This is a genomic window from Plantactinospora sp. BC1, from assembly GCF_003030345.1.
GTDB lineage: Bacteria > Actinomycetota > Actinomycetes > Mycobacteriales > Micromonosporaceae > Plantactinospora.
The window spans coordinates 4,513,821-4,530,288 of record NZ_CP028158.1 but is presented as its reverse complement, the minus strand read 5'-3'; the positions used below and the strand labels follow the sequence as shown (position 1 = coordinate 4,530,288).

General features: G+C 73.4%; 11 protein-coding genes and 1 pseudogene. 2 read left to right on the top strand and 10 right to left on the bottom strand.

The window, feature by feature from the left end:
- The 6 genes from C6361_RS19760 to C6361_RS19735 form a co-directional block, all read right to left on the bottom strand.
- Positions 1-813 (bottom strand): HAD family phosphatase, encoded by an 813-nt coding sequence (locus C6361_RS19760; RefSeq protein ID WP_107268617.1) that lies wholly within the window; start codon positions 811-813, stop codon positions 1-3.
- A gap of 111 nt (positions 814-924) precedes the next feature.
- On the bottom strand, positions 925-2,460 hold the full coding sequence (locus tag C6361_RS19755) for a multicopper oxidase family protein (protein WP_107268616.1): 1,536 nt from the start codon (positions 2,458-2,460) through the stop codon (positions 925-927).
- A gap of 128 nt (positions 2,461-2,588) precedes the next feature.
- Positions 2,589-3,053, bottom strand: coding sequence for a DUF4442 domain-containing protein (locus C6361_RS19750; protein ID WP_107262384.1), 465 nt, complete (start codon positions 3,051-3,053; stop codon positions 2,589-2,591).
- Between the two features lie 50 nt (positions 3,054-3,103).
- Positions 3,104-4,243: a hypothetical protein gene (locus tag C6361_RS19745; protein WP_107268615.1), complete on the bottom strand. Its 1,140-nt coding sequence runs from the start codon at positions 4,241-4,243 to the stop codon at positions 3,104-3,106.
- 64 nt (positions 4,244-4,307) lie between these two features.
- Positions 4,308-5,618, bottom strand: coding sequence for an ABC transporter ATP-binding protein (locus C6361_RS19740; protein ID WP_107264371.1), 1,311 nt, complete (start codon positions 5,616-5,618; stop codon positions 4,308-4,310).
- Between the two features lie 106 nt (positions 5,619-5,724).
- Positions 5,725-7,746: a glycosyltransferase gene (locus C6361_RS19735; RefSeq protein WP_107268614.1), complete on the bottom strand. Its 2,022-nt coding sequence runs from the start codon at positions 7,744-7,746 to the stop codon at positions 5,725-5,727.
- A gap of 155 nt (positions 7,747-7,901) precedes the next feature.
- Between C6361_RS19735 and C6361_RS19730 the strand changes: the two genes are divergently transcribed.
- On the top strand, positions 7,902-9,554 hold the full coding sequence (locus C6361_RS19730; RefSeq protein WP_107268613.1) for a glycosyltransferase family 2 protein: 1,653 nt from the start codon (positions 7,902-7,904) through the stop codon (positions 9,552-9,554).
- A 62-nt stretch (positions 9,555-9,616) separates the two neighbouring features.
- On the opposite strand, the gene C6361_RS19725 is transcribed toward C6361_RS19730, so the two are convergent.
- A complete protein-coding gene (locus C6361_RS19725; protein ID WP_234358897.1) occupies positions 9,617-10,723 on the bottom strand; it encodes an NAD(P)/FAD-dependent oxidoreductase in 1,107 nt (368 codons plus the stop codon).
- An 84-nt stretch (positions 10,724-10,807) separates the two neighbouring features.
- On the opposite strand from C6361_RS19725, the gene C6361_RS19720 reads away from it, so the two are divergent.
- The gene (locus C6361_RS19720) at positions 10,808-11,173 is read left to right on the top strand and encodes a helix-turn-helix domain-containing protein (protein WP_107268612.1); all 366 of its coding nucleotides are present in this window, start codon (positions 10,808-10,810) and stop codon (positions 11,171-11,173) included.
- Positions 11,174-11,192: 19 nt separating this feature from the next.
- Here C6361_RS19720 and C6361_RS19715 read toward each other — a convergent pair whose 3' ends face one another.
- The 3 genes and pseudogenes from C6361_RS19715 to C6361_RS19705 all read right to left on the bottom strand — a co-directional run bounded on the left by C6361_RS19715 (position 11,193) and on the right by C6361_RS19705 (position 16,459).
- Positions 11,193-13,433, bottom strand: coding sequence for a CDP-glycerol:glycerophosphate glycerophosphotransferase (locus C6361_RS19715; RefSeq protein ID WP_107268611.1), 2,241 nt, complete (start codon positions 13,431-13,433; stop codon positions 11,193-11,195).
- 192 nt (positions 13,434-13,625) lie between these two features.
- Positions 13,626-15,725, bottom strand: a pseudogene (locus tag C6361_RS19710) (DUF5941 domain-containing protein); the annotation flags it as partial.
- Positions 15,725-16,459 carry an ABC transporter ATP-binding protein gene (locus tag C6361_RS19705; protein WP_369931442.1) on the bottom strand — a complete coding sequence of 245 codons (735 nt, stop codon included), beginning with the start codon at positions 16,457-16,459 and terminating at the stop codon, positions 15,725-15,727. The gene C6361_RS19705 and the pseudogene C6361_RS19710, both read right to left, overlap by 1 nt.
- Between the last annotated feature and the right edge of the window lie 9 nt (positions 16,460-16,468).

Genomic DNA, 16,468 nt, shown 5'->3' with positions numbered 1-16,468 from the left:
TCACCGGACCACCTCCGGCCCGGCCTGCGCCGTTCCGGCACCACCCCGACCGCTCGCCGTCGGGTCGCCGCCCGCCCCGCCGAGTAGTTCGGAGAGGTCGCGCACCACGATGTCGGCGCCGTGTGCGCGTAACGCGTCGGCCTGGCCCACCCGGTCGACCCCGACCACGTAGCCGAAGTTGCCGGCCCGGCCCGCCGCCACCCCGGCCAGCGCGTCCTCGAAGACCACGGCCTGGTCGGGGCGGACCCCGAGCAGTTCGGCGCCGGCCAGGAAGGTGTCCGGATGGGGCTTGCCGCGCAGCCCGCGTCGCCGGGCGACGACACCGTCCACCCGGGCCTCGATCAGCGGTTCGAGGCCGGCCGCCGCGACCACGTCGGCGGCGTTGGCGCTGGCCGAGACGACGGCCCGGCGCAGCCCGGCCGCCTGCGCGGCGTGCAGGTAGTCCACCGATCCCTGGTACGGCAGCACGCCGTCGGCGTGGATCCGCTGTAGCAGGATGACGTTCTTGCGGTTGCCGACCCCGTTGACGGTGTCCAGGGTCGGCGGGTCGTCCGGGTCGCCCTCCGGCAGGGTGATGTTCCGGGAGGCGAGGAAGGTACGCACCCCGTCGGCCCGGGGGCGGCCGTCGACGTACCGGTTGTAGTCGTCCCCGGGGTCGTACGGCCGGAACGGTTCGCCGGTGGCCGCGGCCCGCCGCCGGAGGAAGTCGTCGAAGGTTTCCGCCCAGGCGGCGTTGTGCACCCGGGCGGTCTGGGTCAGCACACCGTCGAGGTCGAAGAGGCAGGCGGTCACGTGCGCGGGTAGGCCCAACACGCCTAACAACCTAACCGGGAAGGCATCGCGCGGCAGGGTTTCGGGTTCGGCCACGCCGATGCGCCCCCGGGGCTCCCCCGGCGACCGTGCCGCCGGGGGAGCCCCGGCCGGTCACCGGTGCTGGGCGTGCCCGTGCCCGCCGGGTGGCCGGCCCGGCCGCTGGCCCGGCTCGACCACCACGAACTGCCCCATCATTCCGAGGTCCTCGTGGTCGAGGAGGTGACAGTGGAACATGTACGGCATGTTCGGGTCGGTGTAGTCGGCGAACCGGGCGATGATCCGGATCGAGTCGCCGGCGGTGAGCAGTACGGTGTCCTTCCAGCCGGCCAGTTCCGGCGGCGGTTCCCGGCCGTCCACCGAGAGCACCTGGAACTGCACGTCGTGCACGTGGAAGCTGTGCGGGGTGGCGTCCTGCTTCTCGATCTCCCAGATCTCGGTGGTGTCCCGGGTGACCGCGAAGTCGATCCGCCCCATGTCCATGGGCCGGTTGTTGATCTGGCGTCCGTTCAGCCGGAACCGCCGGGTCTGCGCGGCCGAGGCCGGGTCGAGCCGGTCGACCGGTACCAGCCGGTCCGGCACCTCCGGTGACGCCGCGAGGTTTCCGGCGGCCCGCAGTTCGAGTACGTCGAAGGTGTCGTCGCCGCCGGTGAAGCGGCCGCCGAGGAACTCGACGCCCTGGTCCGGCGGGTAGCTGCGCAGCACCACCCGCTCCGCCGGCCGCACCGCCACCACGATCTCGGCCCGCTCGCCGGGCGAGAGCCGGATCCGGCCGGTCCGGTGCGGACGTTCCAGCAGGCCGCCGTCGGTGCCGATCAGGGCGAAGGCACGGTCGTCGGCGAACCCGAAGTCGTACGTGCGGGCGTTGGAGCCGTTGAGCAGCCGCAACCGGACCCGTTCGGTGGTGACGTCCAGGTACGGCCCGACGGTGCCGTTGACCAGGATCGTGTCGCCGAGGATGCCGACGCCGCCGAGGCTGGAGCGGCTCTCGTCGAACCGCCCGTCGGAGTGGAACTGGCGGTCCTGCACGATCAGTGGGATGTCGTCGACGCCGTACCGCTGGGGCAGCGCCAGCGCGGCCGACGGCTCGTCGTCCAGGATGAACATCCCGGCGAGTCCCCGGTAGACGTGCTCGGCGGTCTCGCCGTGCGGGTGTGGGTGGTACCAGAGCGTGGCGGCGGGCTGGTCGATCTTCCACTGCGGCGACCAGGTCGCGCCGGGCCGGACCATCTGGTGCGGACCGCCGTCCATCGCCGCCGGCAGGTGCATGCCGTGCCAGTGCACCGTGGTCGGCCGGCCGATCCCGTTGACGACGTTGACGAGTACCTGTTCGCCACGCTTCGCCCGCAGCGTCGGCCCGAGGTAGTCGCCGTTGAAGCCCCAGGTGGCGGTGGCGCCGCCCTGATCGAAGTCCCGCTGGCCGGGCTGGGCCCGCAGGTCGAAGACCCGGCGTCCCTGGCCGTCGATCCGCGACTCGGCCAGCGGCGGTACGGCCAGCCGGTTGACGAAGTCGACCTCGCCACGGGTGTCGACGACGTTCCGGGTCCAGACCCAGGTGCCCACCGCCGTGCCGATCCCGCAGAGCAGCAGTACGACCGAGAAGACTCCGAGCAGTACCCGCAGCCAGAGCCGTGATCCCCCGCCGGCCATTCCGACACCTCCCCATATCTCAGCTGACTACATGTAGCCTGCCTTCATATGAGGTCGTCGTCCACCAACGGCGACGGAACTCAGGGACGGTTCAGGGAGACCCGGACCGAGCCTCCGGGGAAGCGGGGTCAGCGCGGCTTGAGCGTCCAGTACACGGTCATCTCGGTGGTCGACGTCCCGTCCTCGGTGCCGATCTCCACCGCGACCGGGAACTCCGGCCGGGCGCCGGACTCGAACTCCGCCACCACCTCGGCGGCCGGGCGCCCCAGCCGGGCCGTCGCCCGGACCGCACCCATCGCCAGCCGCCGGTAGCGGATCTCCGCCTGGGTGGCCAGCGGTACCGCGCGCCCGAAGAGCTGCCCGAACGCGGCGAGCACCACCGCGCCGGAGGCGGTCTCGCCGAGCGTGAAGAGCGCACCGGCGTGCGGGCCACCGACGTGGTTGTGCGTCGGCGGCGAGTCGGGCAGCCGGACGACGGCCTCGATCCCGCCGGCCCCGTCCGGGGTCACCTCGACCAGCTCGAAGCCGAGGGTCCGGGCGAACGGTACGGCCTCGAGCAGGCCGGCGGCGATCTGCCGTACGTCGGGAGACATGGCCGTACGCTACTCGCTGGTAACTTCCGGCGGCAAGCCTCCGGACAAGCTCAGAAGAGGTTGCCCAGGCTACGCAGGATCTCCGCGTAGAAGTTCCCGTCGATGCTGCGGAAGAGCGCGAACGGCCGCTCCGGGTCGCCGAAGAACGGCCGCAGCGTCCACGCCAACTGGGTACCGACGAACCCGAAGAGCAGGATCCAGATGTAGAGCAGGGTCATGCTCGCCGGGCGGGGACCGCCGGACGCGGAATGTGGCGCTCCCGGCCGGCCGATCGGGTGCGGGTCCGGCCCCCGGTAGCCGTACTGCGGCAGGAACTGCCCCGCGACCACCTGCCCCGGAACCGCCTGCCCCGGCAGCACCTGCGCCGGAGCCGGCTGGGGCGGAGCCGTCGGGGCGACGGCCGGGGCCGCCGGCGCGACGGCCGGGGCCGCCGCCTCGACCGGAGCTGGCGTGCCGACCGCCGGCTGGGCGGGCGTGGCCGGGGCGGGAGTGGCCGGCCCGTCCCCGTTGACCGTGGTCGCCGGGGCCGGAGCCTCGCCGTTCACCGCGCCGACCGCGACCGGCACCGGCTGCGGCGCCACGGCCGGCGCCGCCGCCGCACCCGGCTGGGCCGGGGCGGCCACGGCCGGCTGACCGGCCGTCACCGCGGCGGCCGACTGGCCGGCGGTCGGCGCGGCGGCGGTCGGCGCGAGCAGGCCGTGTGCGTTGAGCACCTGCATGCCACCGGTCAGGAAACGCAGCCCGACCAGCGCCGACATGGTCAGGATCGCCACGTTGAGCAACTTGAAGAAGGCGTAGTCCGGCGCGGTGATCAGGAAGAAGAGGCTGATCGGCGCGAACGCCACGGCCAGCATCGAGGTGACCGTGATCGCCACCATCACCATCGAGATGGCCTGCCGCACCGAGAGCCGGGCCCCGAAGACCAGGTTGAACAGATAGAGCGTCGGCAGGCAGATGGCCAGCGTGACCAGGAAGAGCAGCGGCAGCTTCACCGCCGAGGTCAGGGCCATCAGGACGCTGTGGAAGGCACCGAGTACGGCGCCGTAACAGGCCAGCGCGATCGCCGAACTGGCCAGCATCCGACCGGTGAGCGCGTTCAGGTCACGCTCTTCGACGATCTGCTGCCAGATGCTCTGCCGGTCGCGGAGGATCCGCTCGATCACGAGCAGGCCGGGTCGTTCCTGTGACACGAGCGGCTCTCCTAACGGGACCACTATGAATGGGAATCGACAGACGTTAAGGGACGCGGGTCGGTCAGCGCCACCCCACGTCGATCCGGTCGCCGCGCTCGTCGAAGAAGTGCACCGCGTCCATGCGTACCGAGACGGCCATCGGGTGGCCCGAGGTGACCGCCGGGTACGGCGCCAGCCGTACCGCCAGCTCGGCCGGACGGCGGTGGTGCCGGCCCGGGTCCAGCACGCTGCCGCCCCGGCCGCCCCGCTCCTCCTGGGTCTGCTGAGCCGACCCGACGGCGCGTCCGGTCAGCCGCTGCATCACCTGGCCGAGCCGCCGCAGCCCCCGGCCACCTCCGGCCGGACGCTCGTCGGTGACCGGGCCGCCCAGGTCGTCGACGACGATCGCGGTCGCCCCGATGTCGAGGAACGCCAGCGACTCGTGCCCGTGGTGCTCCAGATAGCGGATCCGCCCCTGCAACACGTCGCCCGGCGTGTCCGGTGCGACCGGGGTCAGCGCCTCGGCCCGCATCCCGACCACGATCCGCTCGCCGTGGTAGTGCGCGACCGCCCGGGCCCGGATGTCGTCCCAGGGCAGATAGAGCGCCTGCTCGCCGAGGTTGAGCGCGACGTACCGGTCGAGGTGCACGTAGACGGTCGCCTCCAGCAGGTTCATCCGGGGGCTGCCCAGGAACGCCGCGACGTAGAGGGTGGCCGGGCGGCCGTACACCTGGGTCGGGGTCCCGACGTCCTGGAGGACGCCCTTGCGCATGATCGCCACCCGGTCGGCCATGGTCAGCGCCTCGGCCTGGTCGTGGGTGACGTAGATGGTGCTCACCCCGAGTTCGCGGACCAGCCCGGAGATCTCGGCCCGCAGCTCCGCCCGCAGCCCGCTGTCCAGGTTGGAGAGCGGCTCGTCCATCAGGAACAGTCCCGGGCGCCGGACGATCGCCCGGCCCATCGCCACCCGCTGCCGCTGCCCGCCGGAGAGCTGGCTGGGCTTGCGGCCGAGTACGTCGCCGATGCCGAGCGCACTCGCCACGTCGGCGACCCGCTCGCCGCGGGCCCCTTCCTCGACGCCGGAGAGCCGGAGCGGGAAGGCAATGTTCGCCCCTACCGACATATGCGGATACAGCGCGAAATCCTGGAAGACCATGGCAATTCCACGGTCCCGTGGCGGCAGGTCGTTCGCCAGTTCGCCGTCGAGCATCACGGCGCCGGTCGTCGGGTCCTCCAGACCGGCGACCATCCTGAGTACGGTGGACTTTCCGCAGCCCGAAGGCCCGAGCAACACCATGAACTCGCCGTCGTTGACGTCGAGACTGACGTTGTCGACCGCCACTGTCCCATCCGGGAATACCTTCGTGACGTCTTTGAGCGCGACGGTAGTCACCGTCACCTCCCCGCAGCGTTATGGCCGGCCCCGGGAATGACTGTGACGAGGATCATCACAGAAGCCCATCGGGTAAACGTGCCATGTTCACGTTGTGACATGACGGTTACCAGACTCGATTCGACCTCCGCTGATGAAACTTCCACCGGCTGGTCGGCGGCCCGGGATCGGTACCGGCGGTACCGAATTCGCCGTGCCGGGGCAGCCCGGTCCACTGCGCCCCACCGTCCCGCAGGAAGTACTCCAGACCCGGATCCCAGGTGTGCCCGGCCGGCCGGCGCTGATAGACGTAGCCGAGCGGATGGGTCCGGTAGACGAGCCCACCGGCCCGGCGGACCCGGTCGATGAGTCCCCGGTCGACCGAACTCGGCACCGGGCGCCAGCCACCCACCTCGGCCAGATCGCCCCGGCCGATCAGGATCGTGCCACCGGCGACGACCGGGGCGAAGCTCTCGGCCGCCCCGGCGTCCCGCCGCACGGTGGTGTCCAGCGCGCCGAGATAGACGAACTCGGCCGCCTTGCCGACCATCGTCGCGCCGGAGTGGTGCCGGGCCAGGACCAGGTCCCAGACGTGCTCCGGCCCGTACGTGTCGTCGTCGTCGAACTTCGTGACCAGGGTGCCCCGGGCCCGGGCGGTCGCCGCGACCAGCGCCTCGCCGAAGCTCTGCCCGGCCGGCACCTCGACGACCTCGACCGGCCGCCCGCAGTCGGCGAGCCGCTGGCGCAGCTCGACGGGCAGGCCCGTGCCGTGCAGGCAGAGCACGATCTCCAGCTCGGGATAGCTCTGCGCCGCCGCCGCCGCGACCGCGTCGAGGACGTGCTCCAGCCGCCGGGTCACCAACAGCACCGAGACCGGCGGCAGCGCGCCGAGGCCGGGAAAGGTGGCCGCCGCCAGCCGGGGCAGCGCGAAGCCCCGGGCGTGCCGGCGCAGCACCGCCCGGCGCTGGCGTACGGCCCGGGCCTCCCACTCCAGTTCGGTCTGCGGGTCGGGCCGGCCACCGGGGCGGTCGGGCAGCGGCGCGCGGAGCACCTCGACCACCTCGTCGGCCAACTGCGCCCGGCAGGAGACCGGCAGGCCGGGCGCCCAGACGAGTACCCCGGCCAGCGCGAGGTGCAGCAGCAGGGCGGCCTCGGCCCGGGGCCGCAGTCCGGGTACCACGCAGTGCAGCACTCCGATCCCGGCCAGCGCCGACCAGTCCTGCTCGGACAGCCACGGCCGGTCGAGCCGACCCTGCCGGTCCAGCCCGGCCGGTCCCCGGATCCGCCAGCTCCCGCCGTCCGGTCCGGGCGAGAAGGTCAGCTCGGCCCGGGGCGCGTCCGGCCCGAACGGCCCGTACCGGCCGACCGGGACGGCGTGTTCGGCGTCGAGGAGTACCGGTCCGGTCCGGCCGCCGTCCTCGGTGTCCGGCACGCCGAGCCGGTCCACGGTCAGCCGGCCCCGGTACGCCGTCCCGGCCCCGTCCCCGGCCACCGACGGGTCACCGCCGTCCGGCCGGAGCACCAGGTCGTACGGGCGGACCGCCGGGTCGCCCGGCAACTCCCCCGCGACGACGGCGAGGCCGGGGCCGGCGCCCAGCCAGCCGGGGAGGACGTCCTGGGCGGTCACCTCCGGGCTGCCCGGCGTCGGCAGTGGACGGACCGGGGTGAGCAGCGGCAGCACGGCCGCCACCACCGAGCGCAGCGGTACGGACCAGCGCAGTTCGATCTCGACGACCGCCCGGCCCCGGTCGTGCCGGGGCAGGGTGACCCGCTGGGCGAGCAGGTGCGGTATCGGGCCGAGCCGGCCGGACCAGCCGCGCTGCGGGATCTCCCACTCCTGCACGACGACGCCGACCCGGCGTACCCGGGTCAGCCCGACCGGATGGTCGAGCAGGTGCCGCAGCCAGCTCACCGACCGGGCGGCGACGGCCATCCGGGCGACGAAGATCCGCTGCCAGGCGGGCCCGGCGCGGTCCCGGGGTGCCGGCTCGGCCGCGCCCTGGCCGGGCACCCGGGTCGGGGGGGCCGGGCCGGGGATCCGGGTCAGTCGGGAGCCGAGCATGACCGGCGACCACCGTCGCCGGCCGTCGGGTTCGCCGACGGCAATCCGCCAGCGGAGGTACTTCTCCGGGTCGTCCCTGCCTGGCACGCCGATCCCTTCGTCGGCCGAGCACCGACGCCAGCCTACGTGGCGCTATCGCGAAGGCACTTACGGTAGTCGACGGGTCGGCCTGTTTCGACGGACATCCGCCACGCGGCGCGCGATTATCAGCTCTCGGCGACGGGATAGTTACACTGTGCCGCGTGTCCAGCCGCACCCGGGCCACGACGGCCCATCCCCCGGTCCGGTTGTTTCGGAACGACTGGAGTCGGCTCACCCCACCCGAACTGGCCGACTGGCAGCCGACCCGATCCGTCTCGCTGATCGTCCCGGCCCACAACTGCCAAACCTCGCTCGACCTCACCCTCGCCGCGCTGCGCGCCCAGACGTACCCGTCGGGGTTGCTGGAGGTGGTGGTGGTGGACGACGGCAGCGACCCGCCGCTGGTCCTGCCCCCGATCCGCCCCGAGAACTGCCGGCTGCTCCGGGTCGCCGACCACTGCGCCGAATGGGGCCGGTCGGCCGCGCTGCACGTCGGCGCGGCGTGCAGCGAGGGCGAGATCCTGCACTGGCTCGACGCCGACATGGTGGTCTTCCCGGAACACGTGGCGGCGCAGGCCCGCTGGCAGCACGTCAGCGACGAGGTGGTCACCCTCGGCTACAAGCGCTTCGTCGAGGCCGACTGGCCCACCCCGGAACAGGTCGCCGAGAGCTGCGCGGCCGGCACCGCCGACCGGCTCTTCCGGCTCGACGACTCACAACCGCACGAGTACGTCGAACGCCTGATCGACGACACCGACCAGCTCCGGGGCGGCGACCACCTGAACTTCCGGGCACACGTCGGCGCCACCGCCGCACTGCCGCGCAGCCTCTACGACGAGACCGGCGGGCTCAACCCCGAGCTGCGACTCGGCGAGGACACCGAGTTCGGCTACCGGCTGGCCCAGGCCGGTGCGGTCTTCGTGCCCGAACCCCGGGCCCGGAGCTGGCACCTCGGGCCGTCGCACATGATGACCCGGGGCGAGGCGCTGCGCCGGTACAACCGGCCGTTCCTGGCCGACCTGATGCCACAGCCCCGCTACCTGCGCTCCGCCGCACACCGGAGCTGGGCGGTACCGCTGGTGGTGGCGGTGGTCCGGGCCGACGGGCCGTACGAGATGGTCCGCACCTGCGTCGACCGGCTGCTCGCCGGTGACCAGACCGACCTGCGGGTGGTGCTGGTGGCGGAGTGGGCCGAACTGACCGATGACCGCCGCTCGGTACTGGTCGACCCGCTGCTGGACCGGCGGCTGCTCGCCGCGACGTACCGCTCGGAGCCCCGGGTGGAGTTGGCCGGGCAGCCGCCGACGACCGCGTACCCCTCGCCGTACCTGTTGGAACTCGGGTCGCACCTGGGGGTCGACGCCGACACCGTACGCCGGCTGGTGGCGGTCGCCGACCAGTGGCAGGTCGGCCTGGTCCGGCTGCTGACCGTCGGGGCGACGGCACCGGACGACGGGCTGTCGCTCTGGCGCACCTCGGCGCGCAGCCGCGCCCTCCGGGTACGCCGGCCGGACGAGGCCCTAGACGAGGTGGTCGCCGAGGTGGCCGGGCGGCGCTGGGTCAGCGGCGACGACTTCGGGGTGGCCGACCTGCGGCTGCTGCCGGAGAACAGGTGGGTCTCCCCCCGACCCCGGCTGGTGGTCCGGCCGGACAAGCGGGCCCGGCGGGCGGCCCTGGCCGGGGTGGAGACGATCCCGGTCGGCGGGATCCGGTCGCTCGCCTCGGCCACCCGGTTCGTCGCCGGCCGGTACGCCGGGCTCGCCGCCGACCGGGTCCGGCAGCGGGTACGCCGCCCGTCCACCCCGGTCGACTGAGCGAGGATCCGTCGTACACACGTTCTATCCACAGGCTGTGGATAGAACGTGTGTACGACCGTTCAGTTCCGGCCGGGGCCGGCGTCGAAAAGCGCCGAGTACATCTCGACCAGCATGTTCCGACCCTTGATCCCGGCAACCGCCTCCGGGCCCTTGACGCCGTCCGGCATCTGCCCGGCGCCGCCCTCCGGGCCGAGCGGCACGACGATCACCGGCGGCATCGGCTGATAGTCGGCGGGCTCGCCCTCGCCGGTGATCAGCGCCCGGATGTTGGCCGCGATCAGCTGGCCCTGCATGCTCGCCCGGCCGGCCATGTTGAGGTCCGCGTCGGCCATGTCGCCGATCGCGAAGACCCGCTGCTGGCCGTCGACCCGCAACTGGCCGTCGACCCGGAGGTAGCCCCGCTCGTCGCGGGCCCGGGCGAGCGCGCCGCGCAGGTAGCCGGTGGTCGGGCTGACCCCGAAGCAGCGGTACCAGACGTCGGCGGTCAGCTCGTCGCCGTCCCCGGTGCGCACCGAGATCGCCGCCCGGGTCGCCGGGTCGGCGGTCGGCAGCTCCAGCCGACTGCCCAGCCGCAGCTCGACGCCGAGCTTGTCGAGCTGGCGGTGCAACTCCTCGCGGAGTTCCGGGGCGTACGGGCCGGGCAGGATCTCCGGCGCGGCGTCGGTGATGGTCACGTGCTTCTCCGGGAAGTACGCCTTGATCTCGCCGGCCAGCTCCAGCCCGGACGGGCCGGCCCCGACCAGCAGTACCCGCCCGGCGTCGCGCAGTACGGCGTGCGCGTCCCGGAGCCGGTCCCGGGCGGTGCCGAGGTCGGGCTCGTCCACCTTCGCCGGGAACGGGTACGTCGATCCGGTCGCCAGCACCAGGTAGTCCGGCCTGAGCCGTTCGCCGGAGCCGAGGGTGACCTCGTGCCCGTCCGCCGCGACCACCCGGTCCCGGACGAAGCGCCCGCGCCGGAGCAGCCGCTCGTACGGGAAGAAGATCCGGTCCAGCCACTCCGGCTCGACCAGCGCGCGCCAGGCCGCCACGTTGTGCGTGAACGCCTCGGTCGGGTCGACCAGGGTCACCTCGGCGACGTCGTCCAGCGCCTTGGCCGCGTTGATCCCGCCATATCCGCCGCCCACGACCAGCACGCTCGGCCGTGGGTAGGTCTGCTCGCTCATCATGCTCCCCAGCAAGATTAGAAGTTGCACGGCCTGTCATAGCCGCTTCGGAAATACTAGCGACGTCGGGAGCGATAGTATTCCGGCATGCCGCCCTCCGCCCCGGAGCCGCCCGGACCGGAGCGCTGCGCACCCGCCGACGCCGCGCTCACCCGGGCCTTCTCGGTGCTCGGCAAGCGGTGGACGGCCAGCGTGCTCGGCAGCCTGAAGTTCGGCCCGGCCGGTTTCCGGGAGATCTCCCGGGCCGTCGGCCGGGTCAGCGACTCGGTGCTCTCCGACCGGCTGGCCGAACTGACCGAACACGGGCTGGTCGTCCGGACCGTCCGGGAGGGGCCGCCGATCGCGGTCTCCTACCGGTTGACCGAACGGGGCCAGGCGCTGATGCCCGCCCTGGAGCAGATCGCCCGCTGGGCCACCGAGCACCTGCCCGCCGACAACAACGCCCGGACCTAGACCGGGTCTCGGGTGCCGCTCAGTCGGGCTCGTCGAGGAGGACCCGCCGGACCACCCGCTCGGCCGCCCGACCGTCGTCCAGGGCACAGAAGCGGTCCCGGAACCGCTGCCGGGCCAGCGCGGCCGGCGGGCCGTCCACCGCGCCGCTGCGGAACGCCGTCAACAGCTCCGTAAACTCCGTCACCGCCACCCCCGGCCCCTCGGCGAGCACGTCCAGATAGACCCCGCGCTCGCGCCGGTACTCGGCCCAGTCCGGGGCGTACACCACGATCGGCCGGTCCAGGGTGGCGTAGTCGAACATCGCCGACGAATAGTCGGTGACCAGTACGTCGGCGGCGAGGTAGAGATCCTCCACCGAGGGATGGTCCGTCACGTCCCACACCCGGTCCCGACCCGCCGGAGTTCCCGGGGCGGAACACGCGCCCGGATCGAGATAGTGGCCCCGGACCAGCAGCCGGCCGGCCGGACCAAGTACCTCCAGCAGGGCGCCCGGGTCGAACGGCGGCGAGTACCCGGGCCGGTGCTCGCGGTGCGTCGGCGCGTACAGCAGCACCCGCTCGCCGGAGCCGATGCCGAGCCGGCGCCGGACGGCCTCGACCTCGGCGGGCCCGGCGTTCACCAGCCGGTCGTTGCGCGGATAGCCGACCTCCAGCGTCCGGTACTCCGCCGGATAGGCCCGTTCCCACATCTGCGTGGAGAAGGTGTTGGCGCTGAGGCTGTAGTCCCAGCGGTCGATCCGGCGCAGCAGCCGGGGAAAGTCCAGCCCGGCCGCACCGCGCGGATAGCGCTGCTGGTCCAGCCCCATCACCTTGACCGGGGTGCCGTGGTGGGTCTGCAGATGCACCGAGCCGGGCCGCTTGACCACGTAGTCCGGGAAGTTCACGTTGTTGACCAGCCACCGCGCCCGGGCCAACGCCCGGAAGTACGCCCGGGTGCCGGCCACCACGTACGGCACCCCGGGCGGCAGGGCGGCAACCCGGTCCCGGCGTACCACCCAGACACCCCGGATCCACGGCGCCAGCTCCCGGGCCTTCCGATGCACCGCCGCCGGGTTGCAGGCGTAGCCGCGGTACCAGTACGCGGCGTAGAGCGCCAGCGCCGGATCGACCGGACGGCGCAACTGCGCGTGGTAGTAGGCCCGGAGCAGCCCGGCGCGGCCCAGCCGGGCAGCCTCGGAGACCACCGCCGGCAGCCGGGACGCCGCCACCGGGGCGGATCGGCGGCGCGACGGCGACCACGGCAGCGACCGCCGGACGAGCCGGCCGGCCCCGCCCCGCCGCCGGGAGTGGTGCAGCGCCCGCAACACCGCGTACGTCCGCCAGTGCCCGCCGGCCACCAGCCGGTGCTTCAGCCCGTCCACCCCGCCCGGCACCCGGTAGCCGCCCGGCGGCAGCCAGCGCCGGTAGTCCGCCACCACCTGGTCGAAGAAGCTCCGGCGCAGTTCCGGGGAGAGGCGCCGCCCGTTGCCGAGCACGATCAGGTAGTGCCAGACCATCCGCTCGAAGATCAACGGCCGGAGGTCGTCGTACTCGGGTCCCCAGCGCGCCATCAGCTCGAAGACCCGGTGCCAGTGCGGGAACACCTCGAAGTGCCGGTCGTCCCGGGTCCGGGTGATCGCGCCGGACCGCCGCTGCCGGTAGTTGACGCAGACCACGTCCAGCACGCTGATCCGGTCGGCGGCGAGCAGCACCGGATAGCTGAACGACACGTCCTCGTACCAGCCGGGGCCGAAGCGCAGGTCGGCCTCGACCAGGAAACGGCGGCGCACCAGCTTGTTCCAGGCGGTGTGCAGCACGCCGAGCACCTCCGGCCGGTCCCGGACGGTGAAGACCTCGGCGCCGGAGTCCGGCACCGACCGGTCCAGGCCGCTGCCGAGCGTCCGGTGGTCCCAGTACGCCCGGACGTGGTCGACGAGCAGCACCTCCGGCCCGACCCGGCGCAGCCGCTCCGCCACCGCCGGCAGGCAGCCGTCGACCAGCCAGTCGTCGCTGTCCAGGAACCAGACGTACTCGCCGGTGGCCAGGTCGAGGCCGATGTTGCGGGCCTCGCCCAGCCCCACGTTGCGGTCGAGGGAGACCACCCGGACCCGGTCGTCCCGGGCGGCGTACTCGGCGATGATCTCGCCGCAACTGTCCGGCGAGCAGTCGTCGACCACCACCACCTCGACGTCGGCCACCGGCTGGCGCAGGATCGAGTCGAGGCACTCCCGCAGGTAGCCCTGCACCCGGTAGACCGGCACGACGAAACTGATCAGCGCCATCGGCGCCGTACTCCCGCTGGCAGCGACATGCGTCCCTCTCCGCCGCGCCGCCCGTGCGGGTGCCCGGTCACCCCACCGGCGGCGTCATCCGTCCCACTCCCGCCGCTGCGGCGTCCCGGTCCGGTCCGGTCGCTCCGGGGTAGCGGCGTTCCCCTCCCCCGCCCGAGCGGTCGCGTACGCGTCGGGGGCGGCGGGGTGGCCACCGGACCCGACGGCGGCGTCGGCCGGCTGTCGTGGCGCGGGAATGTCCCTGGGTACCCAGCCACGGAGCGCGTTCACCAGGAAAATCACCGCCAGGTAGCCGGCGAGCAGCAGCAGCGCCACCCGACCGGCGACCGGGCCGACGAGCACGGCGACGGCGAGCAGGATCAGCCGGCCGTCCCAGCCCAGCCCGAGCGCGTGCATCAGTGGCGCCCGCTCCCGCTTCTCCAGCCGGGCGGTGAGGTCGTAGTGCCGCAGGGCGAGTACGAAGAGCAGCGCGAAGATCACCGCACCGTCCGCGTCGACCAGCAGCCCGGCCCCGATCACCAGCAGGTATTCGGCGGCCCGCAGCGCCGCCGGCACCAGCCAGTCCAGCGCGCCGCCGTGCGGTGCCGCCGCCGACAGCCCGGCGACCAGCACGGCCAGCACCGCCAGCGGCACCAGCCAGCGCGCCGACTCGGTGCCGAGCCCGGCCAGGCCGGCACCGAGCAGGAGCAGGCCGACCACCACCCCGAGCAGGGCGAGCGGCAGCGGCCCGGGCAGCCCGGCACGCCGGCCGAGCGCGGCGAGCGAACGGACCACCGGCCCGTCGTCGCGGTGCAGCGTGGTGTCGACCTCGGTCAGCACCGCGACCCGCATCGAGCGGGCCCGCAGGGTACGCAGCGCCAGCGTGTACGCCGCCGCCAACCCACCCCAGACCAGTACGGCGACCAGGCTGACCAGCGGACTGAAGATCGCCACGGTGAGCGCGATCAGTGCCCACCGCTCGCCGATCGGGAAGACCACCGTCCGCTTCGCCCAGTACGTGAACGAGCCGGTGTCGGCCTGCACCCGGTTCGACGCCTGGCTGAGCCGGTCACCGAGCCCACCGGAGCCGCCCTGCCCGGCCGGGCGGGGACGCTTGGCCGCCTCGTCGTGCAGCGCGCCGTACCAGGTGTCGGTCATGTGCCGGACGGTCTGCAGGGTGATCGCCGCGATCGCCAGCGCCCAGCCGGGGCCGCCGGCCCGTTCGACCCCGATGCCGAGGCCGGCGTAGACCAGGTATTCCTTGGCCCGGTCGGCGATGGTGTCGAGCCAGCCACCCCACGGGCTGAAGTGCCGGGTGTAGCGGGCCAACTGCCCGTCGACGCAGTCGAGCATGAAGCCGAGGTAGAGCAGGACCGCGCCGGCCACCAGCGCGGGCCGGTCGCCGAAGGCGAAGAGCGCCGCCGCCGCCACCGCGAAGGCGACCGAGATCGCGGTCACCCCGGTCGGGGTGAGCCGGAGCCGGGCACAGAGCCTGGTCACCCACGGCGACCAGGTGCTGACGAAGTACGTCGTGAAGAAGTCGTCCTTCTCCTTGACCGAGAGCCGCAGTTCGGCCCGGTCGGAGTCGACCGCCGCCACCGCCGCCTCCGCCTCGGCCAGCGCCGCCGGGTCGGCGACCCGACGGGCGACGAGCAGGCGTACCCGGTGGGCGAAGATCGTGATGCCGGTGCCGGTCGCCGGTTCGGGGCGGGTCAGCGCGGCGAGCAGCCGGTCCAGCAGCGGGGTCGGGCCGGCGGGCGCCTCGGCGACGGCCCGGGCCGCGGCGACGTTGCCGTCGGGCAGGTCGGCGACGGCCCGGGCCGCGGCGACGTTGCCGTCGGGCAGGTCGGCGACGGCCCGGGCCGCGGCGACCAGGGCGGGCAGGTCGGGCACGCCGACGCGTACCGCTCCGCCGGAGGCGCCGGTCGGCGCGGTGGTCAGCGTGCCGACGGTGCCGGCCGCCCCGGCGGGGTCGCCGACGGCGACCACCTGGTTGCGGTCCTCGACCACCCCGACCGGGCCGGCGCCCGGTTCGGGCAGCACCAGGGCGACGGTGCCGGGCATCGGACTGGTGGCCAGGTGCCGGAGTACGGCGGTGTGCGCGACCAGGTCGCCGGAGCAGAGGAGTACCGGTTCCCGGGCGGTGCCGGCCAGCACGGCGACCTCGCCCGGATCGTCGGTGCTGACCACGTCCCGGGCGCCGGCCGCGCGCAACTGCTCGCGGAGTGCGGCGGCGAGCGGCACGCCGTCGGGACGGGTCAGCGGCGCGCCCGGCCGGGTGGGGGTGAGCAGGATCGCCAGCATCACGGCCTGACCACGTCGTGGTATGCGTCAAGAGCCTCGCGTATGGTGCCGTCCACCCGCAATCGTCCTCCGTCGAAGTAGAGTCCCCGGCTACAGAACCGGGTGAGATCGTTCTCGTTGTGCGAGACCAGCATCACGGTACGGCCCTCGGCGATCAGCCGGTCGATGGTGTCGTAGCACTTTTTCCGGAAGTCGGCGTCGCCGACCGCCGTCACCTCGTCCATCAGCAGCACCGGGTGCTGAAGCTGGGCGATCACCGAGAAGCCGAGCCGGACCTTCATCCCGGACGAGTAGTGCCGGACCGGGGTGTCGATGGCCTTCGCGATCTGCTCGCCGGAGAACTCGATGATCTCGTCGAAGTGCCGGCGCAGGAAGCTCGGGCTGAGCCCGTGCAGCGAGCCGACCAGGTGGACGTTCTCCCGCCCGGTCAGGTCGTTGGAGAAGCCGGCCGAGAGTTCCAGCAGCGGTGCGACCGCGCCGCCGACCCGGATCCGGCCCTCGTCCGGGATCAGCACCCCGGCGATCAGCCGGAGCAGGGTGCTCTTGCCGGTGCCGTTGCGGCCGATGATCCCGACGGTGTCGCCCGGCGCGACCGAGAACGAGACGTTGCGCAGCGGCCAGAAGACCCCGGCGGCGGGCTGCCGGCCGCCCCGGTGGATGAACATCTCCCGCAGCCGCAGGTTGCGCCGCCGGTTCCGGACGAACCGGATGCCCAGGTTCTCCGCCTGCACCATCGCCCCGGC